Consider the following 25396-nt stretch of genomic DNA (forward strand, 5'->3'; position numbering starts at 1 on the left):
CGCCCGGTGCGCGCCGCAGGCGCAGGGCGCACGCCGGACCGGCCCCACCGGTCTGGCATCGGTTTGAGGTGGGCACATCCGGGATAGGTGACGGCTAACACCTCACCATAAATCATGCCCCTCAACCGTTGCTGCGCCAGCCCGCCGGTCCGGCGCGCGCCCCGCTAAAGGCGGGCGCTTGTTTTCGGGCGCCGTTGCAGACTAAATGGATGATGCTTTCGCCGGGTCGATATGGCCCCAGCGCGCCATATCCGCAATCGCATCCCGGATCATGACACGCGGATCGCCATAGTCGATACCAAGCGCGCGCTGACTTTTCGTGTTGTCCAGCTTCGGCATCCGCCCCAGATGCGTGCGCAGATAACTGCCCGACCCCTTGGGCTGGGTATGGCTGACCAGTTTGATCAACGACGTGGCCAGCCCGCCTGACAGGTTCAGGCGGCGCATGTTTGCGCCGTACCCAAGGTCCGCAATGATCTCGCATACTTCGGACATCGGGATCGGTTGGGCGGCGAGGATGTGGCGGCCCTCGGCCTCGGGACGCCGCATCGCCTCGACATGGGCGTCGGCAACACTGCGCACATCGACGAACCCCCAGGCCAGATCCAGTATGCCGGGAAAACCACCATTCACGATCCGCGCCAGAATGGCGTTCGACGGGTTGAGCGTCGCCGTATGCGATGGTCCGATCACGATGAACGGATTCAACACCACCAGATCGAAGTTCCGCGCCCCGGCTGACATGAAGTCCCATGCTGCCCGCTCAGCAAGCGTTTTCGCATAGTAATACGGATTTCGGGTCAGCGACGAACTGGTGTTCCAGGTATCTTCCGAGATCACCTGATCGCCGGGTTCGTCCATGATCGCCGCCATGGAGGATGTCAGCACAACCCTGCGCACACGCGGGTTGCCAGCAGCAGCGCGCATCATGGCAAGGGTGCCGTCAACCGCCGGATCAACCAGATCGCGCTGCGGGTCATCTACATCTACGGCAAACGGAGTGGCCATGTGGAAAATGACGTCGACATCCGCATGCGTAGTGAACGGGTCGGGCGCGTCAAGGTCCGCCGCGACCAGCGACAATCGCGCCCCGGCCCCTGGCATTGCCCGCAAGGGGGCGGTCTTGGCCGCATCGTCGGGGTCGCGCACCGTGCCGACAACAATGTGACCGGCGGCCAGCAGACGCTTGATCGTATGCATCGCGATAAAGCCGGCGGCACCGCTGATCAGGATTTTTTCCGGCACGGGTTGCCCCTGTTCAAATCGTTACAATACTCGGCTGCCAGCGCCCGAATTCAGGCGCTGGCGGATCGAAGGTCAGCTGCGGTTTCGCCGCCGGTTTATCCCGGCTGCTTCGTCGTTCTGAGGTAGGGCAGCTTCTTGTCAAACCCGCCAAAGCGCGCCTTGGCGTCTTCATCGCTGACGGCGGCGGTGACGATCACATCCTCGCCCTGTTGCCAGCCCGCCGGGGTCGCAACCTGATGCTGCGCGGTCAGCCGGATCGAGTCCAGCGCGCGCAGAATTTCATCAAAATTCCGACCCGTGGTCATTGGATAGGTCAGGTTCAGCTTCACCTTCTTGTCGGGCCCGACAATGAAGACCGTGCGCACGGTCTGATTGTCCGCCGGCGTGCGGCCTTCGGTACGGGTCTCTTCTGCGGGCATCATTCCGTAAAGCTTGGCGACTTTCATCTCGGGATCGCCAATCATCGGATAGCCGACGGCGTTGCCCGTATAGGCCTTGATGTCATCCTTCCAGCGATGGTGATCTTCGACCGGATCAACCGAGATGCCGATGATCTTGGCATCGCGCGCGGCGAATTCGTCGGCCATCCCGGCCATCATCCCCAGTTCGGTCGTGCAGACCGGCGTGAAATCCTTGGGGTGGCTGAACAAAACGGCATAGCCATCGCCAACCCAATCGTGGAAGCTGATCGGGCCATCGGTCGTGTCAGCGGTGAAATCAGGGGCTGTGTCATTAATGCGTAGGGACATGCGGTATCTCCATTTTCCTGCGAAGCGCCAGTATAAGCGGATGTCGTCAGACAGGAAGAGGTGGCTTTAGGTTCTGTTGATCCAGGCCAGGTGCTGTCCGATTGGTGCGGTTTCGCAAATTTCTATGCCATCTGTGCGTTTTTGCGGGATTACCCTGTGGATCAACAGGTCTAGGTAACACTCGTGTACAAAAACGGAGACACCCATGTTGACCCAGATCAAAGGCCTGCACCACGTCACCTCGCTTGCGAGCAGTGCGCAGGCGAACAATGCATTCTTCACCGGCGCGATGGGGCTGCGGCGGGTCAAGAAGACCGTGAACTTCGATGCGCCGGATGTGTATCACCTGTATTATGGCGACGGTGCGGGCACGCCGGGGTCGGTGATGACCTATTTCCCGTTTCCCAACGCGGCACGCGGCAAGCGTGGTGTGGGCGAGGTGTCGCGCACCGCCTTTGCGGTGCCCCAAGGTAGCCTTGATCACTGGGCGGCACGACTGGACGCACGTGCAGCAACGCAGCTTGCCAAAGACAGCTATTTCGGGGCGCCACGGCTGCGTTTTGCGGGGCCGGACGGCGATGAATTCGCCCTGATCGAGGGTGAGGACACGCGCGCGCCCTGGGCCGATGGTGATGTCGACGAAGGCATGGCCGTGCGGGGATTCCATTCCGCAGCGATGCGCCTGGCCGACGGTGGCGCAACGGCCGAGGTGCTGCGCTTCATGGGCTATGAGGCGTCTGACCGCGATGGCGACACCCAGCGTTTCATCTTGCCCGGCGGCAATGGGGCCGACGCGATTGATGTCGAAACGATCCCCGGTGCAGATGCCGCCACGCAAGGGGCTGGCTCGGTCCACCATATTGCCTTCGCGGTCGAAAACCGAGAGGCGCAACTGGAAGTTCGCAAGACATTGCTAGAGACCGGCCATCAGGTTACCCCGGTGATCAACCGCGATTATTTCTGGGCCATCTATTTCCGCACTCCGGGTGGTGTGTTGTTCGAAGTTGCCACGAATGAGCCGGGATTCGACGTGGATGAGGATACCGCCCATCTGGGCGAGGCCCTGAAGCTGCCCAAGCAGCACGCGCATCTGCGCGACCGGTTAGAGGCGACGTTGGAGCCAATCGGCTAGCGCATGCAGTTTTTTTTCAACCCGTAGTTGGTCTGACGAGGACGTTTGCGCTCCTAACCCAAGCAGGGCGCGCGCCGGACCGGTGGGCTGGCGCTGCACCAGTGCATTGGCATGATTTATTCTTCAGGTTTGGCCGTCAACTCGGTTGAAGGCGCGTGGCTCTGACCAGCGCCTGACCGGCCGGACCGGTCTGGCGCGCGCCCTGCGCCTTGCGGCGCGCATCGGGCGCAAGGAAGGCCGCCAACTTCCACTCCCGGCCAGAACCGACGCGGGTGGCGCGACCTGTCCAACATAACACGTTCAGAACGGACATGGCGCGGTAATTGACACCCCCTGCCCGCCATCGGGGTGCCGCACCCGCAGGTTCTGCGCGTGCAGCATCATCCGGGAATGCGTGGCACAGGTCTCGGGCGCGTAAAGCGGATCGCCAAGGATCGGATGGCCCAATTCCAGCATATGCACGCGAAGCTGATGGCTGCGCCCGGTTTTCGGCATCAAACGCACGCGGCTTTCCACCTCCGACGCGCGCAATACCCGCCAATCGGTCAACGCCTCGCGCCCATTCTCAGCATCGACATGCTGGCGGGGCCTGTTCGGCCAATCGACGGCCAGCGGCAGATCAACTGTCCCGCTGGCCGGTTCCAACCGCCCCGCCACCCGTGCGACATATGTTTTCTTGGTCTGCCGCTTCTCGAACTGAAGCCCCAAGTGCCGCTGCGCATGGGGCGTCAGCCCGAAGACTATCACGCCCGAAGTGTCGCGGTCCAGGCGATGCACCAGCAGCGCCTGCGGAAATACCGCCTGCACCCGCGCGATCAGACAATCAGCCAGATCCGGGGTCTTGCCGGGAACACTCAGCAGTCCTGCGGGTTTGGCCACGAACAGCAACTCGTGGTCATCATGCAGGATGTCCAGCGGGTCGTCTGGGGGATCATAGGCGGATTGGGTCAGACCTTCACCCGCTCACTTTTCGGATCATACATCGGCTTCAACGACGCTGTCGCCGCGACCCGCGTTCCGGCCACGTCGATCTCATAGCGCGACGCCAGAATCGCCGCCGCGTCCTCGCCCTTGCACGGCACCCAGCCCAGGCCGACCGCCGCACCCAACGTATGGCCGTAGCTGCCGGTGCAAAGATACCCGACCGTCTGTCCGTCCCGCAGAATCGGTTCGTTATGATAAAGCAGCGGTTCGGGGTCGTTCAGCAGGAACTGCACCAAACGTTGCTCCATCCCCGATGCGCGTTTGGCGGCCACGGCGTCAGCACCGATATATCCCGTCTTGTCCTTCGGAGCCGCGAAACCCAGCCCGGCCTCAATCACGTGATCCTCGGGCGTGATGTCATGGCCGAAATGGCGGAAGGCCTTTTCGGTCCGGCACGTATCCATCGCATGCAGCCCGCAAAGCTGCAATCCGTGATCCGCCCCCGCCTCGATCAGAACTTCGGCCACATGGGCGGCCATGTCCGAGGGGATGCAAACCTCCCACCCCAATTCGCCGACATAGGAAATGCGGTGAACCCAGGCCAGGCCCATGCCAACCTCAACCTCACGCGCCGACCCGAAGGGCATCGCCGCGTTCGAGAAATCATCGGGTGAGACTGCCTGCATCAGATCGCGCGCCTTAGGTCCCATCACGGCCAGGATCGCCTCTCCGGCGGTGACATCGGTGATCACCGCGCGGTCATCGCCCAGATGACGGCGCAGATGCGCTTCGACCATGACGCGGGCCGCGCCGCCGGTGGTCACCAGGAATGCGGTTTCCGAATGACGGATCACGGTCACGTCCGCCTCGATCCCGCCGCGCGCGTTCAGGAACTGCGTATAGATGATCCGCCCCGGAGGTACGTCGATCTGGTTGGCCGCGACCCGGTTCAGGAAGGCGCAGGCATCCGGGCCTTCGACGCGAATTTTCCCGAAGCTGGACATGTCGTACATGCCCACCCCGGTGCGCATGGCGGTATGTTCGCGTGCGACATTGTCGAACCAAGGCTGGCGCGGCCAGCCAACGGGATAGTCGCGGCTGGCCCCCGTCTCCGCGAACCAGTTCGCCCGTTCCCACCCGCCCGCTTCGCCAAAGACCGCGCCATGCGCTTCCAGCACGTGATGCACCGGGCTGCGGCGTACACCGCGCGCGGTCGCCTTCTGGCGGAACGGAAAGTGGTCTGCATAAAGTAGGCCAAGACTTTCAGACACGCGGGTTTGCAGATAGTGGCGATTGCGCTGAAACGGCTCGACCCGCGCGATGTCGACATCGCCCAGATCGAAGGGCATCAGCCCCTCTTTCATCCACTGCGCCAGCGCCATCCCGGCACCACCCGCCGATTGAATGCCGATGGAGTTGAACCCGGCGGCGACCCACAGGTTATCGCACTCCGGCTGGGGCCCGAGGTAATAGGCGTTGTCAGGCGTGAAGCTTTCAGGGCCGTTGAAGAATGTGTGAATCCCCGCCTCGGCCAGCATCGGCATGCGTTCAATGGCGCGTTCCAGAATCGGTTCGAAATGGTCGAAATCGGCCGGAAGCTGGTCGAATTCAAAATCCGCCGGAATGCCATCCATGGCCCAGGGTTTCGAGTTCGGTTCGAACGCACCCAGCAGGATTTTCCCGGCATCTTCCTTGTAATAGGCGCATTCATCGGGCACGCGCAGCACCGGCAGGGCGGTCAGATCGGGGATCGCCTCGGTCACGATATAGAAGTGTTCGCAGGCGTGCAGCGGCACAGTGACACCCGCCATCCGGCCAATATCACGCGCCCACATGCCACCGCAGTTGACCACATGGTCGGCGGCGATATGGCCGGTTGCGCCATCCTCGGCCTGCCAATCCACCCCGGTGACGCGCCGCCCGTCCCGCGCGATGCCGGTCACCGCCACGCCTTCACGGATCGTCGCGCCATTCATCCGCGCGCCCTTGGCCAGCGCCAGCGCGATGTTCGCCGGATCACCTTGCCCGTCCTTGGCAAGGTAGACCCCACCCAGAACATCCTCGGTATTCAGGTGGTCGTATTTGGCCTTGATCTCGTCCGGGCTGATTTCTTCAACCTCAACGTCAAACGCGCTGGCCATTGCCGCCTGCCGGCGCAGCTCTTCATGGCGCGCCTCGGTCAGGGCGACGGTCATCGACCCGTTGCGGCGCATCCCCGTCGCCACCCCGGTTTCCGCCTCAAGCCCGTAGTAAAGCTCCTGCGAGTATTTCGCGAGCCGGGTCATGTTGGACGAGGGGCGCAGCTGCGCGATCAGCCCGGCGGCGTGCCAGGTGGTGCCGCTGGTCAGGCGTTTGCGTTCCAGCAGGACGATATCTTTCCAGCCCTGTTTGGCCAGATGATAGGCGGTGGAACAGCCGATGATACCGCCGCCGATGATGACGACGCGGGCGTGGGTGGGCAGAGTCATGGATAGATCCCAGTATATTTCTGTTGGTAAATGGCGATCATTTCAGCCTCGGTCGCGCCGTCGTCATAGGGCGGCGTGGACAGGGGCAGACAGCGGGTCACGTCGATTTGAACAAGCGCCTTGATCCGGTCGGCAAGGCCGCCCCAGGTGGTGTGCCAACGCGGCCAGAGGGCATCGAATTCGGTGCTGTCGCGCGCCAGGATACGCGCGCTGCCAGCCAGCCGCGCGCCCTTGCGGGTGAACGGATCGACGAAATTAACCTCGACCGCCGGGTTCGCGGCCAAGTTGGCCAGTGTGCCGGGCGAGCGGATGTCGCCGAACCCGATTGTCCTGTCATCAATCACCAGAAACGTCCCCTTGGGTGAGGCTGCCGGCGCACCCTCTGGCGTGACGGTGGCCACGATCCCAAGCGGGAAATTGGCGATCAGGGTTTTCGTGCTTTCAGGGATCATGTCGGCCCCTTTGAGCTCTGTTCAAGACACGCACGGGGACCACGCTGACCTCCGCGCGATAATATCGGTCCCAAATCGGCACCCACCCCGGCCCCGGCAGAGCCCGCCAAGCCAGGCGACCGGTTCAGATTGCGCGCAGCTGTCACGCCCGTATCCGTTCGTTCGCCGGATCCCACAACGGCTGATCGGCCTGCACGACGGCGCGGCACCGCTGGCCGAAGATATCAACCTCAACCTCGGTGCCTTCAACCGCCAGATCAGCCCGGATCATGCCCAGCGCGATGGAGGCACCGACCCGGTGGCCATAAGCGCCCGATGTCGTCTCGCCCACAACCTGCCCATCGTGCCAGATCGTCGCCATATAGGGCGCGTCCTGATCGCCTGCCTCGACGATCAGCGTGGCGAAGCGCTTCGTCACGCCCTGCTGTTTTTCAGCCAATGTGGCGGCCTTGCCGGGGAAATCCTGCGGCTTGTCGAGCTTGACGAACCGGTCCAACCCGCCTTGCAGCAACGTGTAGTCGGTGGACAGATCACCCTTCCACGCGCGATAGCCCTTTTCGATCCGAAGACTGTTCAGCGCGTACATCCCGAACGGCGTGGCCCCCGCGCCGGACACTGCGTCCCAGATCGCCGGCGCATCATCGATGCCGCAATGGAGTTCCCACCCCAGTTCGCCTGCAAACGACACCCGCAGCAACGCGCAGTCCTTCCCGGCGACCTTGGTATCAAGCTGCGTCGTCAGCCAGCCTTTGGACAGATCGCCATCGGTCAGCGGCGCCAGGATGTCGCGCGCCTTGGGGCCGGTGACCAGCAGGCATTCCGCGTCCCTGGTGTGATCGGTGACGGTGATCCCTTCGGGTGCGTTGCGCCACAGATGCTCGGCGTCGTGCCATTGCGCCGTGGCGGCGGTGATCAACCCGACCTCGTCGGGGCCATGCACCATGCAAGACATTTCGGTCACGATCCGGCCCCGGTCATCTGCGAAATAGACGAGGCCGATCCGGCCCTCGCCGGGAAGGCGCGACGCGCTGAGCCCGTCAACGAAATCCCGCGCGCCCGGCCCTTCGACCTTCAGCCGGGTGAACCCGGTGATCGCCAGCACACCGCAATGGTCGCGCACAGCTTCGCATTCTTCGCGGATCCGCGCCTCCCACGGGCCAACGCGGTCCCATGTCTGGGTCGCTTCATGCCCGGTGTCGTCACCCGGTTTGGCGAACCAGTTTGCCCGCTCCCAGCCGTTGTAGGCACCGAACACGGCACCGGCATCCTTCAGGCGGCTGTGCAGCGGCGACAGCTTGCGGTCGCGCCCGGCGGGCCATTCGTGGTGCGGGAAATGCATGGCGTATTCGTGGCCGTAGACCTCGACCGCCTTGTCGATGCAATACTGCTGGTCAGTGTAATCGGTATAACGCTGCGGATCGACCGCCCACATGTCCCATTCCGTCTGGCCTTCGGTGACCCATTCGGCCAGCACCTTGCCAGCCCCGCCGCCCTGGGTGATCCCAAACGTGAACACGCAAGCCTCATAGGCGTTTTTCACCCCCGGCATCGGCCCGATCAGAGGCAGACCATCGGGCGCATAGGGGATCGGGCCATTGATGACCTTGCCAACTCCGGCGGTGCCAAGGATCGGCACACGTGCCATGGCGTCTTCCATGTACCACTCCAACCGCTCCAGATCGTCGGGGTAGAGCTGAAAGGAAAAATCCTCAGGCATCTGATCGTCGGGCGTGATCCAATGCGCCTTACAGTTCCGCTCATACGGGCCAAGGTTCAGGCCGTATTTTTCCTGCCGCAGGTAATAGGACGAGTCCACGTCACGCAGCAGCGGCAGCTTGGCGTCGTTCTCATCCGACCATTGCTTCAGCTCTGGAATTTCATCGGTCAGGAAATACTGGTGGCTCATCACCGCCATCGGCACGGTGCGCCCGCCGTAGGGCTTGAACCATTCGCCGACACGCTGCGCGTAGTATCCGGCGGCGTTCACCACTTTCTCACACCGGATATCGCCTTTGTCGGTGTTGACGATCCATTCGTCGCCCTCGCGCGACACTCCGGTCGCCGGGCAGAACCTTTCGATCCGCGCACCCATTTGCCGTGCGCCCTTGGCCAGCGCCTGGGTCAGCTGCGCCGGGTCAATGTCGCCGTCATCGGGATCATAAAGCGCGCCTGCCAGATCATGGGTTTCGATGAACGGATAGCGCGCCTTGATGTCATCGACAGCCATCATTTCCAGATCAAGGCCCTGATACCGGCCCATGCCGCGGGCACGCTCAAACTCCTGCATGCGCTGTTTCGAATGCGCCAGCCGGACCGACCCGGTAACGTGGTAGTTCATCGGATAGTCGACCTCTTCGGCCAGGCCGCGATACAGCTCCAGTGAGTAACGCTGCATGTTCATCACCGCCCAGCTGGTCGAGAATGACGGGCAGTTCCCGGCGGCGTGCCAGGTGGATCCGGCCGTCAGCTCGTTCTTTTCCAGCAGAACGCAATCAGTCCAGCCCGCCTTGGCCAGATGATAGAGGCACGAGGCCCCAACCGCGCCGCCACCGATGATGACCACGCGGGCCGTTGTTGGGAAGTCAGCCATTTGAATGCTCCGTCAGTCAAGGATCAGGCGCGCCGCAAGGCCGCCGAAAAGGATTGCTGTGAGTTTGTTGAGGATGCGCACGCGGCTTCGCAGAAGGTCGGCGAACAGGCCCGCCGCCGCGCCCAGGCACATCGCGAAGATGAAGCCGTTGAACGTGAAGATCGCGCCAAGGATCAGGATCTGTACCCAGACCGGGCCGATGGCCGGATCGGTGAATTGCGGGATGAAGGCAAAGATGAACAGGGCGGTTTTCGGGTTCAGGACGTTGGTGATGAAGCCCCGCCGGATCGCCGCGCGCACGCCGGGCGCAGCGCGCCCTTCGGCCAGATCACCGCTGGCGCGCCACATCTGGACCGCCAGCCACAGCAGATAGGCAGCGCCTGCGAAGCGGATCACGTCATAGGCCGCAGGCGCCGCAAGCAGAAAGGCCGACACCCCGACGGCGGCGGCAACGACATGAACGACGACACCACACAGCACGCCAATCCCCGCCGCCATGCCAATGCGGGGGCCACCGGCAATGCCGCTGGCGGTGATAAAGACGAAATCCGCACCGGGGGTGAAGTTCAGCAACAGCCCCGCGACGACAAACGCCGCCAGTACGGCAGGGTCGAATCCGGTCAGAACCTCCCACAGCATCAGGAACGCCTCACCTGGGGTAGCCCGTCAGCGATGTCATAGTAATCGCCCTTGTCGGCAACGAAGATATGGCGCTCCAACTGCAACCCGGTTGGCCCGTCAATCGCCCCAAGCGCGAAACTTATGGTGCTTTCGCTGTGGGCCTTCCAGAACAGGAATGACCCGCAATTCGGGCAGAACCCACGCACCGCCTCGGCACTGGCGGCGAACCATTTCACCGGCCCCTCGATCGTCAGCGCCTGCGCATCCACCTGGGCCGAAGCCCAGATATGTCCGGATTGCTTGCGGCATTGCGTGCAATGGCAGACCGACGCCCCTTTGGGCGCGCCAGAAGCGGCAAAAGTCGTCGCCCCGCACAAACATGACCCGGTCAACATCAGCGAGCCTCCATATTCGGTTGCGACAGGCCCAGCGCCAGACCGTAAAGAATGAAGCACACGGCCATGCACCGGCGCAGCCAGACGTTGAACACCACCCCAAGGGCGCTGCGCCCAAGCCCGGCACCCAGCGCCGTATAGGTCACGTAACTCAGCCCGGTCAGGGTCAGCGCGGTTGGCACGATCACCTGCATCTGGGTCCAGATCGGCACACCCGGCTGCACGAATTGCGAAAATGCGGCCAGGTAACCGGCAACGGTCTTGGCGTTGAACACCGCGATCAGAAACGCCCGCATGTAGATCCTGCCCCCGCCCACCGGCGACGGGTTCACTGGGCGACGTGCGTTCATCCAGCCGCGAATGCCCAGCCAGATCAGAAACCCGGCCCCGGCCAGTTTCACCCAGAAAAACAGCCCAGGAACAGCAGCGCCTGGGTCAGAATACCCTACACCCCCCAAAGCGAGCGGCGAAACCCATAGGTCATCCCGTTGGCAATGCAGTTCACCGCATTCGGCCCCGGCGTGGTGACAAACAGTGCCCAGAAGGCGGCGAATATCAGCCAGGCTTGTAAGGACATCGCGCTAATACACCGGCGGGGCGATGACCCAGATCACCACGGCCGGATCGTCATAGGGGTTTGCCCAGGCATGCGCCTCTCCCCGGATGCGGAAACTGTCTCCGGCGCCAAGATTGTGACACGTCCCGGCGATGGTCAGGTCCAGCTTGCCGCTGACGACATAGCCGACCTCCTGCGTGGCGCGGACGACCGGTTGGCCGATCGCGGATCCGGGTGCGAAGGTGGAATGCACCACCTCAAAATCATCTGTCAGGTCGGGGGAAAGCAGCTCTTCGACCAGACCCGCCTCGCCCGAGCCGATGGCCCGGCGCGCACCGGCGCGAACGATAAAGCCATCCTCATGCGCCGGGGCTTCGGGCTGCCCGAACAGCGTCGACAGCGGAACGTCGAACAGCGCTGCAATCTGGCGCAAGTCGTCGATACCGGGGGCCGAAAGGTCGCGTTCAACCTGACTGGCCCAACCAACCGAACGGCCAAGCCGGGCGGCCACATCCGTCAGCGTCAAACCACGTGCGCGGCGCAAGGCGCGGATATCTGCGCCAAGGGTACGTGTGGTTGCTGGGTCGTGGTGCATGTCAGGCGGTTCGTGAAATTCTTGCGTCGAATTTCATGGTTGCACGGTTTTTTCCACATGGCAACTGGGAAAGTCGCGCGGCGGATGATGAGTATACCAAGTAGAAGCGGGCAGACGCGTCGTATCAAAGCTTGCGCCTATCCCGCCGCGGCAAATTCGTTTTCGCAGCCGGTGGATGCGAAAACATCGCAGGCGTTCCAGCGGCGCGCCACAGGTCTTTGTCTGTCCGCGCGGCTGCTTTCCGGATGCCTAAAGCGTTTCGGCTTGAACCTGAATCGCGAGGGATTCCCTTGAGACCTGATCTGTGATTCATCCTGTTTGGGAGGATGGATCATGTCAGCACCTTTGCCATCTGCGCTTCGGATACGGTTTCAGAGATACATTGAAGAAGGGTTGAGCGGGCGCGCGGCGGCGTTGCGGTTGAAGCTGTCGCCTGCCACAGGCGCGCGGTGGGCGCGTCAGGTGAGGATGAAGGGTCATGCGGAACCTGCCCGGCAGGGACCGCCGCGCGGCAAGGGAAAGCTGGCTCCGCATCGGGAATTCTTTGAGGAGTTGATCGCACAAGACCCTGACATCACGCTCTTTGAGTTGCGTAATGCGCTGGCCGATGCAGAGGGTGTGCGGGTGCATCACTCCTCCATCGCCAACCTTCTGTCCCGGCTCGGCTTCACGTACAAAAAAAGTCGCTGGTCGCAACCGAGCGCCGCCGCGCCAAGGTAAGGCAGCAACGGGCCGACTGGTTCAGATACCGCTCGCCAGCCATTGCGACCTTTCCTGAGCGCGTTGTCTTTATTGACGAAACCGCAGTGAAGACAAACCTCACGCGCCTACGCGGCAGAGCCAAGCGCGGTAAGCGCCTGACGATGGATGCGCTCTTCGGAAGCTGGGGAACCCAAACCTTGATCGCGGGCCTGACCCAAGGCGCGCTGATCGCACCTTGGGTCATCAAGGGAGCGATAGATGGCCCCGCCTTCGCGGCCTACATCCGCGAAGTGCTGGTCCCCGAGATCAACCCCGGCACTGTCGTCATTCTCGACAACCTGGCAACCCACCGGAATAAGGAGGCGACGCAGGCTTTACGCAATCACGGCTGCTGGTTCCTTTACCTGCCACCGTACTCGCCCGACCTGAATCCCATCGAGCAGGCCTTCTCTAAACTGAAAGCCCATTTGCGACGGATCGGGGCCAGGTCCTTTACCCAGGTCTTCGAAGCAATCGGAGCAATCTGCGATCTCTACGACCCAGTAGAATGCTGGAACTACTTTAAGGCCGCCGGATATGTCTCAGGTTAATGTCGAAACGCTTTAGCGAAAGATTGGTCGCGTTCATGCCAGCAGAATTCAGCATTTAGGCGACATGGGGCTTAGAGGCAAACGAGGTATTGAAAAACTCCCCAAGGGACACGAAGCCTGCCCATTGGTCCGAGGATTGAGAGGGCACGTCTTATCCCAACAGCGAGATGCCGAATAATTTCGCCCCCAAAGGACATGACCAATGACCAGGTGCGCGAGATCAACGCCATGGTCCATGTGATGAACGAGATCGTCGATGAAGCCATCGGCAACGTTTTGCCGGTTCGCGAAAGTGAAGCGTGAGAGTTCATTATTTGCGAATGGGAACAAGAACATAACGGCAAGACCATTGCGCTGACCTCGATCGTGACCAGGGACTTCATTTGCACCTGCTGCGACATCACCAACAAATACCCCGATGGCACCGGTGAGCTTTACAGCTATGCCGATGACCCTTTGCAAATGCGCAACCTCTGGGACAACGACGTCTACCTGTTGGTGCGCGACCGTTTGCTGAAAACACTGGATGACAACATGCCGCCCCGGCGCGCGGAAAGACTGACCCGCGCGTTCGGAGCTTGATCAATAAGGGAGAAAGACATGAAACACATCACTGGAACACTTACCGCATTTTTGCTGAGTGCAGGAGCAGCCCATGCAGGCTGCGCCTTCGAAAACACGATCCCGACGTCCTATCTGGGCAACTCATTTGCCGCCGTCAAAGCCGAAGCAGCGGCGATGGAGGAATGCGGCAATGTGACCGCTGAACTGAATTCGGACTTCCAAGACAAGATCAACGAAGCCCTGAAGGCAGATCCGGCGTTTTATCAGATCGTGATGGTCACCAATGGCGGCATCGTTTCGCTGTTGAACGACGGCACGCTGCGCCCCTTGAACGATCTGGTCGAATAATTCGGCGGATCCCTGGGGGGCAATCAGTTCGTCGCCAATGACGGCCAGATCATGGCGATCGCCACGCGGGTGAACAACCAGCACTTGATGTACAGAAAAGACATTCTGGCCGATCTGGGCATTGACGTACCCAAGCCCTATGACGAGGTTCTGGCCGCGGCTGAAAAGATCAAGGCTGCTGGCGTGGTCGACTATCCCTTGGGTGGCACCTTCAAGTCGGGTTGGAACGTTGCCGAGGAATTCGTGAATATGTACCTTGGCTTCAAAGGTGACTTCATCGACGACGCCTATATGCCGACGATCAACAATGAAACCGGTGTGGCAGCGTTGGAGACCATGAAGGCGCTGGCGGCGTATGTGGATCCCGAATACCTGATCTCGGACTCCACCTATGTTCAGCAACAGTTCCAGCAGGGCAAGATCGCTATGGCGAACCTCTGTGCGACGCGGGCTGCGGCAATGGATGACGACGCTGAAAGCCAGGTCGTCGGCAAGGTCGGGATGGCGGGCGCGTCGGTGCCTGTCGATGGCGGCATTCCCGCGTCTTCCAACTGGTGGGGTGGCTGGGCCATCGCCAAGAACATCAGCGACGAAGCCGCCGAGGCCGCGTTCAAGATCGCCATGGAAGGGACCGACACCGAGATGGTGCAGGCCAACAACGACATGGCAGTCTGCCTTGTCGATGGCTATGTGCCTGGCGACGCGGCCCAGGGCGTGGTCGAGACTATGGAGGGTGGTGCCGTCTTCTATCCGGCCAGCCAGGCCATGGGCATCATGCACTCGGAACTTGGCAACGGCATTCCCGCCTTCCTTAAAGGCGAGAAAACGGCCGAAGAGGCACTTGCCGATATCGAGGCTGCCTATCTGGTTTCGGCCAAGAAAAAGGGACTGGTAAACTAACCGGTTCTGACTGCCCGCATGCGTAACTTCCGGGCACATCAAAAGGGATAGAAAGCCATGAAGTTCAAGCTATTTGCGGCCTTCGTAGCGCCTTCGATCTTCATGATGCTGATATTCATCGCCTTTCCGCTGATCTCGGTAATCGAGCAAAGATTTCACGTCACCCAAACCGTCTATGAGTCGGTCAAGGTCGGAAGCTGCACGCCGGCCCCGTTCGGGGCCAAGCAATGCACCACGGAAACGAAAACCCAACCTTTGCGCAGCGCCAATGGCTCACCCGTAACGCGGACCGAATATGTCGGGCTGCAATCCAATCGCAATGTTCTGGAACTGGACCGTCTGTCCGCCGCCCTGATTGGCGGCGCCAGCCGCCGTCAGCGCGTGCAGTTCATCGTCATTCCGCACCTGATGCCACTGATCATTTTTGTGTCACTGATAAACCTGATGGATACCCACCGCGTCTTCGAAGAGATCGTCGGATTTTCCAGCCAGGCGCATGTGATTTCACTGCAATGGCTGACCTATGATTTCCTGCAGCCAGATGACGCCGGAAACCGCTCCATCAGGCGCGCCTCGGCCAGTGCCATGCTCACCATGATGGGGATCGTCGTGCTGCTGATTCCATTGCTCAAGCGCACTTGGCGCGACCACCGGGATACAATGACTTTCTGGTCACGTCGCTTTTGCTGGACTCGCAGAACCAGCCCATGGTTCCGGCCATCGCAAATATGTTCAACCGCGAGACAACGACCACCGATCAGGTCGTCGCTGTCGCCGCAGCGGTCTCAATCACGGCCCCACTTTTTTGTGCTGGTGATGTTCTTCCAAAAACAGATCGTAAGTGGCCTCACCGCTGGCGCTGTGAAGGGATAGCAGATTCAACAGCTGCAGCGCGGGACCTCAGGGTCGGAACTGCTGCATCTGTGATCGTCATCAGGTTACAAGCCGCCATATGCCACGCCTGAAAGGGATGACATATCCTTTTTCCAGGTCGTCAGATCATCCGGATTGAACTTTGACAGGTGGTCGTGCCCGCACGCCCGCGCCATGACCTGCATCAAGCCAACAGAGGCCTCGAAGAAATTGGCAAGCTGTTTCGCAGATTTATCTGCAACCAGACGGCTTACCAAATGGGGCTTCTGGGTGGCAATTCCAACCGGGCAATTGTTGGTGTGGCACGCGCGCATCGCCAGGCAGCCAATCGCCTGCATAGCCGCGTTAGAGACTGCGATTGCATCCGCACCGAGGGCCAGCGCCTTGATGAAATCCGCCGGTTTGCGCAGACCGCCAGTGATGACGAGTGTCACGTCTCTGCGCCCCAACTTGTCCAGATGGCGCCGCGCGCGGGCCAATGCTGGAATAGTCGGGACCGAGATATTGTCGCGGAAAATGATCGGCGCGGCCCCCGTGCCACCGCCCCGGCCATCAAGGATGATATAGTCGACGCCAACCGCAAGCGCCGCGTCGATGTCCTTCTCGATATGTTGGGCCGAAAGCTTGTACCCGACGGGGATACCACCAGTACGGTCACGCACTTCATCGGCGAATTCCTTGATCTGGCTGACCTCGGTCCAGTCCGGAAAACGCGGAGGCGACACAGCCGCCGTTCCGGGCTCCAATCCACGAACGGCGGCGATTTTGCCTTGCACCTTGGCACCCGGCAGATGGCCGCCGGTTCCGGTTTTCGCGCCTTGCCCGCCTTTGAAATGGAACGCCTGAACTTTGTCCATCTTGTCCCAGCTAAACCCAAACCGGCCCGAGGCCAGTTCGTAGAAATAGCGGCTATTCTCGGCCTGCTCTTCGGGCAACATGCCTCCCTCGCCAGAACAAATGCCGGTTCCGGCCGATTGTGTTGAAAAACTCCGTTTTAGGGCCTGAACGATGATTTTTCTTTCCATGCAGCCCGATCCTAAATTTTTGGCGCGGGGGTCGGCCCAAATCGCCTACATGCGCTCACGCGCAGCCATGCGCTGTCTCGTGGTCAAAGCTTTCCGACTATTTCGCTTCATAGGTTTTCGCAAGAAATCCGCGACGCTCTGATTTCGGAGTTTTTCAACACAATCGGCCAATTCAGCCCCCCGGGCCAGCGCGACTTTGGCGGATTCGGACAAGGCCCCGAAACTCATGTCGGATACGAACAGCGGGATCTTCAGGCGCAAGGGTTTCTGTGCATTGGGGCCAATTACAACGTCGGTCCCGACGTCATCATCGTCCAACAGCGGCGGCGTCGCCAACTGGGCCGTCAAAAGCTGGATGTCGTCCCAATCGGGCAACTCAGCGCGCGGCACGCCCATCGAGTCGACCGCCCCGTGATGGCCGGTTTTGCTGAGCCCGCTTTTGGCATAGCGCTGTATCAGATCATTGTAGGGTTCTTCGGTCGCGCCGTGGCTGGGATCAGCATAAAGCCCCAAATAGGCATTGCGGCTATAGGGTTGCGGGTTGTCATGCCCCCAGGCGTTGATCTCATCCGCATCCACGCAAATATCATCTCCGTCGACCCAGGATTTGAACTTCGGCAACGCCTCATCATTGGCATAGGCCGACACACCGCTGTCGAGGCGATAGTCCCAGAAATGGACGCCACAGATCAGGTTGCGACCGCGCACAAATCCATCGGCCATCAAGGCACCACGGTGCAGGCAACGCCCATAGAAGACCGAAATGTCTTCATCAAAGTGCACGACCACCAGGTCGACCTCACCAACAATGGCGTATTGAGGTTTGCGGTCCTCCAGCTCGGATAGTTTGTAGATTGCGGTCTTGTTCATGACGTGTCCTCTATTTCGGTACGGGCCGCTGACGAGTGTGATGACAATGGCGCCAACCGCGTTTTTGGGCAATCGCCCATTCGGGTGGCGAAGCGCGCGAACCCTCTGGTCAGTTGCGTGGCCGAGGTTCCGTAATACAGCCGGCTGATCCAGACGGCGATTCCTGCACTTATTGGTCCCACAAACGCTGACGCCAGACACCGCCTATTTTTGATAGAATTTGATCCAGAGCCGCCGATGATATGTACCTCGGATCTCCGGAAACTCTGACACTGGACATATCGGCCACCCGCGCCGGAAAGCATCGTTCCAGTGGACCACAGGCCGACGATGCACTAACAAATTCCGGCTGGCGCCGGTGGAATCGGCGATGTGATTTTCGCGGTTCGGATGTAGATATGAACGGACTCTCGGGACACTTCCTGTAAATTCCCTGATTTGGGATGGAGGAAGTATTCATGACGAACGAAGAACGCGACATTCAGCGTAAGCTTAGAGTGCTCCAACACGCCGAGAAGATCGGCCATGCCCGTAAAGCCTGTCGGTATTTTGGGATCGGCAGGTCTAGCTTTTATAGATGTAGGGTTGCCTATCAAAAGCATGGTGAGGCCGGTTTGAAGAACGCCAAGTCAATTCCGAAAAACCCCGCCAATCAAACGCCTGCTGAGATCGTCGAGAAAGTTCTGTATCTACGCCGCAAGTATCACCTCGGGCCAATTAGGATCGTTTGGTATTTGGCGCGCTATCACGGCATCAAAATCTCGGATGCTGGGGTTTATCGCATTCTCAAACGCAACGGTCTCAACCGACTTCCCAGAGGCACGCGGATGCGGAAATTGCACACCAAACGCTATCAGAAACAGGTTCCGGGCCATCATATCCAAGTGGATGTTAAGTTTCTGACATTCAAAGGAAAAGGCGGCGAAAAGATCCGCCGGTTTCAATATACGGCGATCGACGACGCGACCAGAGTTCGAGCCCTCAAGGTCTATGAGAAACACACGCAGGCAAACGCGATCAGCTTCATTGACCACATCATTGAAAGGTTTCCATTCCGCATTCGGGAAGTGCGTACAGATAATGGTCACGAGTTCCAGGCCAAATTCCATTGGCATGTTGAAGATCTTGGGATCAGGCACGCCCATATCAAGCGCGGCACGCCCCAACTCAATGGAAAAGTGGAACGCTCACACCGATCCGATCAGCAGGAGTTCTACCAGCTGCTCAGTTACAAAGGCGACGTCGATTTAGAGGTCAAACTCGACGAATGGGAACGGTTCTACAACTTCGCCAGACCGCACGGCGCACACAACGGCCAGACCCCTTACGAAGCTCTCAGAGACAAGCTACAGTAACAGCATAAGTGTCCCGCGGGTCCATCTATGCTACCCCGCTTCAGTCTTCAGATTCCCGTGCCACTCAGCCATCACCGTATTGGATGTCTGGCGGCACGAACGCGGCGATTTGGTCATTTGCTTCAAATCGCTCAATGGCGACCAGGCAGCTATGCGCGATCGGCCCCTGCGCCAATGAGGAAGTGCCACCGTCACGCGTAACAAGGTTTGGGTTCCCGTGGCGGCAAAATAGCGTGCCATCGCTTTGGAGAATGGAATCCAACCAGGCGCCGGTGCTCATTTGCACAACGCCCATCATCAAATCGGGGCACAATCTTGCGGTTGCAAGGCAGGCACCTCTGGAATTGAATACCCTGACACAGGACCAATCTGATATGCCCATGCGCCGGGCATCTTCCGGGTTTACCATCAAGGGTGCACGATTATTCGCCTTTGCGGACCGACTGGTTCGCCCGTGATCCAGTTGCGAATGAAGTTTGTCGGCCGGCTGGGAAGAGATCAGATGAAACGGATGTTTTGCCCCCTTTTTCCCTAGCCATTCGGTCGGTTCGTACCAGGCCGGGTGCGGCAAAACAGTTGCTTCGCCAAAGGCGGCAATCACTGTCGACGTGATTTCGATCTTGCCACTTGGCGTCCTGAGCGGGCGCGCGACCGGATCATTTCGAAAGTCGGTGAACGCATCCATTGGCTCGGTCGGCAGCTCTGTCTCGTGCCATCCAGCCTCAAGAAAATGATCATATTCCGGCAAATCAATTCCAGCGTCGCTGGCCAGGGCGCGGCTTTCCTCAAAGAGCCATCGCAACCACTCGGCACTGGTTTTTTTGCCTGTGAACTTGTCTTCAACGCCCATTTGCGCGGCGACGGCGCGCAGAATGTCGTGATCGTTACGGGCCTCTCCGATGGGAGGGATCGCCGCCTTCATCGCGACGACAAAGCGATCGCGGGGCGTGATCATGATATCGTCGCGCTCAAGGGGCGTCGTGCAGGGAAGAACAATGTCGGCCCGTTTGGCCAGCGCATTCCAGCAGTAATCCTGAACGATCACCGTTTCCGGCCTTTGCCAGGCATCCGACAGGCGGGTCAGATCCTGGTGGTGATGAAAGGGATTGCCTCCGGCCCAATAGACCAGGCGGATATCGGGGTATCGACGGGTTTCGCCATTGAAGCGGTACGTGGCGCCCGGGTTTAGCAACATGTCAGAAATCCGGGCGACCGGGATGAATTCGTCGATCGGGTTTTTCAGTTGCGGCAGGGCGGCATATCGGGCGCGCTTGCGTTCACTGCCCATGGAATTTGCCGCGCCATAGCCAAAGGCGACGCCGCCACCGGGCAGGCCGATCTGGCCCAGCATGGCGGCGAGCGTTGTTGCCATCCAAAACGGCTGCTCGCCGTTTTCCTGCCGGGTCAGGGACCAACTGGTAGATATCATCGTGCGCCCATGGGCCATTCGTTTGGCGAGCGCCTGGATCTCCGCTTCGGGGACCGCCGAAAGGGTTGCGGCCCAGGCCGCTGATTTGGCGATGCCATCCGACTTGCCCGTCAGATAGCCAACAAACTGGTCAAATCCGCTGGTAAAACGCTTCAGGAAATCAACATCGTGCCAGCCGTTGCGGTGAATCTCGTGCGCCAATCCCAGCATCAACGCCACATCGCTTCCGGGGCGGAGGGGCAGCCACGCAGCGCCCAGCGCAGGCGGCATGTCGCTTCGGTTGGGAGAGACGTTGACGAACGACACGCCAGCCTCTTTGGCCTGCCTCAGCCCTTCTTCGGTCCTGTGGTATCCCGTGCCGCCGGCGCTGATCTGGCTATTGCGTGTCGGAATGCCGCCGAAAGCCACCAAGAGTTCGGTATGTTCCACAATCCACTGCCAGGATTGCGGCGCATGGATGAACGCAGCGGCATCGCCAAGGACATGGGACAGGATCACCTCGCCCGCGGCAAGGGAATAGGAATTGACCGACCGGGTGTAGCCGCCGATGCAGTTGAGGAACCGGTGAAGCTGGCTTTGCGCATGGTGGAAGCGGCCCGCCGAAGCCCAACCGTAAGAACCGCCATAGATCGCCTGATTGCCGTGGTCACGGCGCACCCTGTCCAACTCTCCAGCCACCAGTTTCGAGGCGTCGTCCCATGTCACGCTGACAAATGTGTCTTGACCGCTGCGCTGCTGCCCTTCGCCGCGTTCGCTTTCCAGCCAGGCTTTGCGCACCATCGGTGTTTTGATCCGCAACGGGCCATCCAACGCGTCCAGATAGCCCCGCCCGATGGGTGAAGGCGCAGGATCACGTTCAAACGGGTGTAGTGCCGTCAACTGGCCGTTTTGCACTTCGGCCCTGTAGACACCCCAATGGGTCGCCGTCAGCGGCAGATGGGTGCGATCGGGCACCTAGGTCAGGCGGCGTTGAAGCGTTCGATCATTCCGTCCCACACGGGCACGTGGTCCAAAAGCCCGTCCCAGAACGACTGATCCCGGCGGGGATCAAAGTCTTCCAGTGCCGTGCCTTGTTGTTCGACCCAGGTGTAGTAACCAAGGTTGAAGATGCGGTCGCGGTCGCGACGGGTAAGTTCGATCATGTGATCAGTCGAAGCACCAAGGACCGAACGGCCGAAGATTTCGGCGGCCTTCACCGTGTCGAGGCCATTGCTACCGAGTTTCTTCTCGGCAATCTGCAATTCCGTTTCGTACATGGCGGCGCCATCGGTTGCGACGGTCATAACCACGTCGTCCGGCCCAAGGTTCATGTATTTGGCGTATTTGATCGCGCCGGTGATATTGGTAAGCGACGACAGGCCAAAATGCGCAAGGCCCGCGATTTCTTCCTGTGTCACCCCGCGATAGTTCGCAAGGTAGTCGCGGCCCGCGGTCGTGTTCGCCACCATGTTCAGCCCGTCCGAGGCCCGGTCCGACACACCGATCACGAAGTCGGTGTTCATGACGTTATGGATCAGCGGCACGTGCTTGTCGCCGATGCCCTGGATGTTGTGCTCGCCATAGCCATTGTACAGAAGCGTCGGGCATTCAAGCGCTTCTATTGCGCCGATTTGGGTGCCCAGCGTCGCCTTCAGATGATCCCCCGCCGCGATGGTGCCGGCCGAACCGGTGGCCGAAACGAAGACGCGGGGCGTCAGATTACCGCCTGCATTCATATGGTTGAAAATACGCTCCATCGCCGGGCCGGTCACCGCGCGGTGGATGATATAGTTGCCGTATTCGGCGAACTGGTTGAGGATCAGGTTTTCCGGGCTTTTGGCCAGCGTGTGACAGGCATCATAGATTTCCTTGACGTTGCTTTCAGTCCCCGGCGTCCGATAAATGTCGTTCGGATCCGACAGCCAGCGGTTTAGCCAATCAAAGCGTTCACGGCTCATACCCTCGGGCAGAACAGCGACCGACCGGCAGCCCAAAAGGTTCGAGATTGCCACGCCGCCCCGGCAATAGTTGCCAGTCGAAGGCCAGACGGCCCGGTGACGTGTGGTATCGAAAACGCCCGACATCAGGCGCGGGATAAGACAGCCATAGGCGGCCAGTACCTTGTGGCAGTCGATCATCGGGAAGCGATCGCCAAGGGCCACGACAATCTTTGCCTTCACCCCGGTAATATTTTCGCCCAGCACGATGTGTTCGGGCACCTCTGCAAGGCCCTTCCGGTCCTGGGCGTTGTGCCAGTGGACGCGGAACAGGTTCCGCGGATCGGCGGCATCCGGGTCCGCGCTGCCCACGTCGTCCATCTTGCCTGTGATGCGGGCCACCGGGTCGGAAAGCTCGGCAATGCGGGGCAGAATGACGCCTGCCGTATGCAACCGCTCTACATTGCGGTCATAGGCGTCCTGATCGACGATCTCGGTTTCCAATCCGGGCGTCATGGCGCTCCCCCCTCAGTTAAGCCGTGCACTTCTGCGCTAAGAATAGTGGCTTTTGAAGAGGCCGGATCGCAAAGACTGGTCGCTATGCGATGAAAAAGATCGCAAGTTCCGTAGTTTCCCGAATTTTTACATCACCCGAGCATGGCGGCGTTCTTGGGGTCATAAAAAGGGGTAAGGCCGACTTCGGCGCCGATGTCCTTGCCCTCGATCCGGATGGCCCAGGTTCCCGAATGCGCTGTTTCACGGCCCGATGCGTCGGTCGGCGGTGATATCAGGCAGAGGCCGATGGCGCACCCCGCCGTCGCCGAATAAGCACCGCTGGTCACATAGCCCACGATCTTGCCGCCTAGCATGACCGGCTCGTTATGGTGAAGCAAAGGGCCGGGATCACGAAGTCTGACCGAGGCCAGGAATGGACCGCGCCCATCGGCCTTTCGCTCCAGATAGGCGTCGCGCCCAATGAAGGGCGTGGCCTTATTCGGCTTGCAGGTGAAATTCAGACCCATCTGATGCGGCGCCTCGGAATAGGCCATTTCGTGGCCCCAGTGGACAAAACCTTTTTCGATGCGAAGCGCGTTCAACGCCTCGCCGCCGACCAGCTTCAGGCCGAACCTGCGGCCCGCGTCGCAAAGGGTATCAAAGACATGCTCGGCAAAATCAGGGGTGACGAAAACCTCCCAACCAAGTTCGCCGGTATAGGACAGCCGTTGCGCAAAGACAGGCGCGTGTCCGATGTGGAAATGTTGCAGGCTATTGAACGGGAAGGCGGAATTGGACATGTCGATATCGGTGACAGCCGCCAGAAGATCGCGCGACTTCGGGCCAGCAATGGCCAGAACGCCGTAATACGCTGTGACGTCGCGCAGGCGCACATCCTCGCCTGGCCGGATATGGCCCCGCAGATAGTCGCGGTCGCGGCGGGTGTGCGAGATCGAGCTCATCACCATGAAACTGTCCGCACCATGGCGCGCGATGGTCACATCGCTTTCGATGCCGCCCCGTTCGTTCAGCATCAACGTATAGGCGACGCGGCCCGGCGCCAGCGCCATATCGTTGGTACACAGGCGCTGCAGGAAAGCTTCGGCATCCGCGCCTTCGACGATCAGCTTGCCCAGCATGGTGTAGTCGATCATGCCGACGGCTTCGCGCACGGCTTTCTGTTCGGCCAGTGCGGCGTCGAACCAGTTCTGGCGACCAAAGCTGTATTCGATCTTCGGCTCCAGTCCATCGGTGGCGAAGAACAGCGGACGCTCCCAGCCCTGAACCTCACCAAAGCAGGCCCCGTGGGCCTTCATCGCGTGGTAGAACGGTGATTTCCTCAGGTTGCGGGCAGTATGTCGCTGGCGGTTTGGCCAGTGCATCGCATAGGTCAGCACCAGCGTTTCGGGGCAGCGTTCACGCAGGTATGGGTCGCGGGCCTGAAACTCTTCGCAGCGGGCCGGGTCCATTTCTGACAGATCCATCGGCGGATGGCCCTTCATGATCCAATCGGCAAGCGCCTTGCCTGCGCCCGACCCTGATTGAATGCCCGTGGAGTTCACCCCGGCCAGAACGAAATATCCTTTCAGATCAGGAGCTTCCCCAAGGGTGAAACGCCCGTCGTAGGAATAGCTTTCCGGCCCGTTGAAGAAGGTGCGAATACCGCAGTCAAGCGGTACGCGGTTCATCGCCAGTTCCAGCACCTCCATCACGTCGTCCTCGACAAAGGGCAGGCTGTCGAATTCGAAAGCTTCGGGGATGCCGCCCGTGGCCCAGGGCTTCGCCTGAAAATGCGCAAATCCGAACAGCAGTTTTCCGGCGTCTTCCTTCCAATAGGTGCCGTCGCAATAGGACCGCAGGACGGGCAGATCGCTGGGAAGATCCGGGATCGGTTCGGTGACCAGATAGTAATGCTCGCAGGCGTGCAAGGGCACGCCGACGCCGTTTCGCTGACCCAGCTCTCGCGCCCACATGCCACCGCAGTTTACGACAAAATCGGCGGTGATGGTGCCCTGATCGGTGCACACGCCGGTGACGCGGCCACCCTCGGTAAGTACCTGCTCGACAATCACGTTTTCGCGGATTGTGGCCCCGTGCATCCGCGCGCCCTTCGCAAGCGCCTGGGTCAGGTCAATCGGATTGGCGGACCCGTCGGACGGCATGTGGATGCCACCCAGAACGCCCTCGGCATTCATCAGGGGCCAGCGTTCGGCAATCTCGGGCGTGGAAAGATAATGCGCCTCAACATCGAAGAGTGCGGCGAAATCGGCCTTGCGCCGCAGTTCTGCCAGCCGTTCTTCGTTCACCGCGATGGAGATCGATCCGGATTGCCGAAAACCGGGGTTCTGGCCGGTTTCGGCCTCGATATCGTGCAACAACTCCACGCCGTATTTCGCGAAAGCGGTGGTAGAATGGCTGCCCTGCAACTGGCCGACCAGCCCGGCGGCGTGCCATGTGGTGCCCGAGGTCAGCTGCTTGCGTTCCAACAAAACCACATCCGACCAGCCTTCGCGCGCAAGGTGATAGGCCACGGAACACCCGTGGATGCCGCCGCCAATGATGACGACCTGCGCCTTGGCAGGAAGAGCCTTTGCCATTGTCG

Annotated in this window: 17 protein-coding genes and 5 pseudogenes; 7 read left to right on the top strand and 15 right to left on the bottom strand. The window is 60.5% G+C overall.

The features are described 5' to 3' along the window. Positions 1-201: 201 nt before the first annotated feature. Together GKR99_13135 and GKR99_13140 are read right to left on the bottom strand one after the other, a co-directional pair. The gene (locus tag GKR99_13135; protein ID NKB28443.1) at positions 202-1245 is read right to left on the bottom strand and encodes an NAD-dependent epimerase/dehydratase family protein; all 1044 of its coding nucleotides are present in this window, start codon (positions 1243-1245) and stop codon (positions 202-204) included. 95 nt (positions 1246-1340) lie between these two features. Continuing rightward, complete coding sequence (locus tag GKR99_13140; protein NKB28444.1) at positions 1341-1994, bottom strand: redoxin domain-containing protein; 654 nt, start codon at positions 1992-1994, stop codon at positions 1341-1343. 205 nt (positions 1995-2199) lie between these two features. Between GKR99_13140 and GKR99_13145 the strand changes: the two genes are divergently transcribed. Further along, on the top strand, positions 2200-3126 hold the full coding sequence (locus tag GKR99_13145) for a ring-cleaving dioxygenase (protein NKB28445.1): 927 nt from the start codon (positions 2200-2202) through the stop codon (positions 3124-3126). A gap of 300 nt (positions 3127-3426) precedes the next feature. Here GKR99_13145 and GKR99_13150 read toward each other — a convergent pair whose 3' ends face one another. The 8 genes and pseudogenes from GKR99_13150 to GKR99_13185 all read right to left on the bottom strand — a co-directional run bounded on the left by GKR99_13150 (position 3427) and on the right by GKR99_13185 (position 11727). Beyond that, the gene (locus tag GKR99_13150; GenBank protein NKB28446.1) at positions 3427-4077 is read right to left on the bottom strand and encodes an RNA pseudouridine synthase; all 651 of its coding nucleotides are present in this window, start codon (positions 4075-4077) and stop codon (positions 3427-3429) included. Beyond that, a complete protein-coding gene (locus GKR99_13155; GenBank protein NKB28447.1) occupies positions 4074-6518 on the bottom strand; it encodes an FAD-dependent oxidoreductase in 2445 nt (814 codons plus the stop codon). Before GKR99_13155 ends, GKR99_13150 begins: the two co-directional genes overlap by 4 nt. Further along, positions 6515-6970, bottom strand: a complete 456-nt coding sequence (locus GKR99_13160; protein NKB28448.1) for a pyridoxamine 5'-phosphate oxidase family protein — start codon at positions 6968-6970, stop codon at positions 6515-6517. Before GKR99_13160 ends, GKR99_13155 begins: the two co-directional genes overlap by 4 nt. A 142-nt stretch (positions 6971-7112) precedes the next feature. Further along, positions 7113-9560: an FAD-dependent oxidoreductase gene (locus GKR99_13165; protein ID NKB28449.1), complete on the bottom strand. Its 2448-nt coding sequence runs from the start codon at positions 9558-9560 to the stop codon at positions 7113-7115. Positions 9561-9572: 12 nt separating this feature from the next. After that, positions 9573-10199, bottom strand: a complete 627-nt coding sequence (locus GKR99_13170) for a LysE family translocator (GenBank protein NKB28450.1) — start codon at positions 10197-10199, stop codon at positions 9573-9575. Beyond that, complete coding sequence (locus tag GKR99_13175) at positions 10199-10579, bottom strand: GFA family protein (GenBank protein NKB28451.1); 381 nt, start codon at positions 10577-10579, stop codon at positions 10199-10201. The genes GKR99_13170 and GKR99_13175 overlap by 1 nt, the downstream gene beginning before the upstream one ends. Then, a pseudogene (locus GKR99_13180) lies at positions 10576-11153 on the bottom strand (LysE family translocator). Before GKR99_13180 ends, GKR99_13175 begins: the two are co-directional and overlap by 4 nt. Positions 11154-11157: 4 nt before the next feature. Further along, entirely contained in the window at positions 11158-11727 is a 570-nt protein-coding gene (locus tag GKR99_13185; GenBank protein ID NKB28452.1) for a cupin domain-containing protein, read from the bottom strand. Between the two features lie 333 nt (positions 11728-12060). On the opposite strand from GKR99_13185, the gene GKR99_13190 reads away from it, so the two are divergent. The 5 genes and pseudogenes from GKR99_13190 (at position 12061) to GKR99_13210 (ending at position 15704) form a co-directional block, all read left to right on the top strand. Beyond that, positions 12061-13019 (top strand): IS630 family transposase gene (locus GKR99_13190; protein NKB28453.1). Its coding sequence is split into 2 segments (ribosomal slippage): positions 12061-12402 and positions 12405-13019, totalling 957 coding nucleotides; the frame shifts between segments, so codons are not numbered across the junction. 366 nt (positions 13020-13385) lie between these two features. Next, the gene (locus GKR99_13195; protein NKB28454.1) at positions 13386-13601 is read left to right on the top strand and encodes a hypothetical protein; all 216 of its coding nucleotides are present in this window, start codon (positions 13386-13388) and stop codon (positions 13599-13601) included. Positions 13602-13619: 18 nt separating this feature from the next. Further along, a pseudogene (locus GKR99_13200) lies at positions 13620-14831 on the top strand (extracellular solute-binding protein). A 57-nt stretch (positions 14832-14888) separates the two neighbouring features. Beyond that, positions 14889-15485 (top strand): annotated as a pseudogene (locus GKR99_13205) (sugar ABC transporter permease). Further along, a pseudogene (locus GKR99_13210) lies at positions 15485-15704 on the top strand (carbohydrate ABC transporter permease). Before GKR99_13205 ends, GKR99_13210 begins: the two co-directional pseudogenes overlap by 1 nt. A 65-nt stretch (positions 15705-15769) precedes the next feature. Here the strand turns inward: GKR99_13210 and GKR99_13215 are convergent. Together GKR99_13215 and GKR99_13220 are read right to left on the bottom strand one after the other, a co-directional pair. After that, positions 15770-16681, bottom strand: a pseudogene (locus tag GKR99_13215) (glutamate synthase). A 93-nt stretch (positions 16682-16774) separates the two neighbouring features. After that, positions 16775-17599, bottom strand: coding sequence for a Rieske 2Fe-2S domain-containing protein (locus GKR99_13220; protein ID NKB28455.1), 825 nt, complete (start codon positions 17597-17599; stop codon positions 16775-16777). 443 nt (positions 17600-18042) lie between these two features. Between GKR99_13220 and GKR99_13225 the strand changes: the two genes are divergently transcribed. Next, complete coding sequence (locus GKR99_13225) at positions 18043-18954, top strand: IS481 family transposase (protein NKB28456.1); 912 nt, start codon at positions 18043-18045, stop codon at positions 18952-18954. 64 nt (positions 18955-19018) lie between these two features. Here GKR99_13225 and GKR99_13230 read toward each other — a convergent pair whose 3' ends face one another. The 3 genes from GKR99_13230 to GKR99_13240 all read right to left on the bottom strand — a co-directional run bounded on the left by GKR99_13230 (position 19019) and on the right by GKR99_13240 (position 25391). Next, a complete protein-coding gene (locus GKR99_13230) occupies positions 19019-21319 on the bottom strand; it encodes a molybdopterin-dependent oxidoreductase (protein NKB28457.1) in 2301 nt (766 codons plus the stop codon). Positions 21320-21342: 23 nt separating this feature from the next. Further along, positions 21343-22815 (bottom strand): pyridoxal-phosphate dependent enzyme, encoded by a 1473-nt coding sequence (locus tag GKR99_13235; protein ID NKB28458.1) that lies wholly within the window; start codon positions 22813-22815, stop codon positions 21343-21345. A 131-nt stretch (positions 22816-22946) separates the two neighbouring features. Further along, the gene (locus GKR99_13240; GenBank protein NKB28459.1) at positions 22947-25391 is read right to left on the bottom strand and encodes an FAD-dependent oxidoreductase; all 2445 of its coding nucleotides are present in this window, start codon (positions 25389-25391) and stop codon (positions 22947-22949) included. Positions 25392-25396: the final 5 nt, after the last annotated feature.

It is taken from the genome of Paracoccaceae bacterium, from assembly GCA_012103375.1.
Taxonomy (GTDB): domain Bacteria; phylum Pseudomonadota; class Alphaproteobacteria; order Rhodobacterales; family Rhodobacteraceae; genus WLWX01.

Bases quoted from the DNA above. Each gene is read 5' to 3' on its own strand.
- GKR99_13160 (NKB28448.1), bottom strand. From the start codon at position 6,970: ATGATCCCTGAAAGCACGAAAACCCTGATCGCCAATTTCCCGCTTGGG.
- GKR99_13165 (NKB28449.1), bottom strand. From the start codon at position 9,560: ATGGCTGACTTCCCAACAACGGCCCGCGTGGTCATCATCGGTGGCGGC.
- GKR99_13185 (NKB28452.1), bottom strand. From the start codon at position 11,727: ATGCACCACGACCCAGCAACCACACGTACCCTTGGCGCAGATATCCGC.
- GKR99_13170 (NKB28450.1), bottom strand. From the start codon at position 10,199: ATGCTGTGGGAGGTTCTGACCGGATTCGACCCTGCCGTACTGGCGGCG.
- GKR99_13140 (NKB28444.1), bottom strand. From the start codon at position 1,994: ATGTCCCTACGCATTAATGACACAGCCCCTGATTTCACCGCTGACACG.
- GKR99_13220 (NKB28455.1), bottom strand. From the start codon at position 17,599: ATGAACAAGACCGCAATCTACAAACTATCCGAGCTGGAGGACCGCAAA.
- GKR99_13225 (NKB28456.1), top strand. From the start codon at position 18,043: ATGGAGGAAGTATTCATGACGAACGAAGAACGCGACATTCAGCGTAAG.
- GKR99_13240 (NKB28459.1), bottom strand. From the start codon at position 25,391: ATGGCAAAGGCTCTTCCTGCCAAGGCGCAGGTCGTCATCATTGGCGGC.
- GKR99_13145 (NKB28445.1), top strand. From the start codon at position 2,200: ATGTTGACCCAGATCAAAGGCCTGCACCACGTCACCTCGCTTGCGAGC.
- GKR99_13155 (NKB28447.1), bottom strand. From the start codon at position 6,518: ATGACTCTGCCCACCCACGCCCGCGTCGTCATCATCGGCGGCGGTATC.
- GKR99_13235 (NKB28458.1), bottom strand. From the start codon at position 22,815: ATGACGCCCGGATTGGAAACCGAGATCGTCGATCAGGACGCCTATGAC.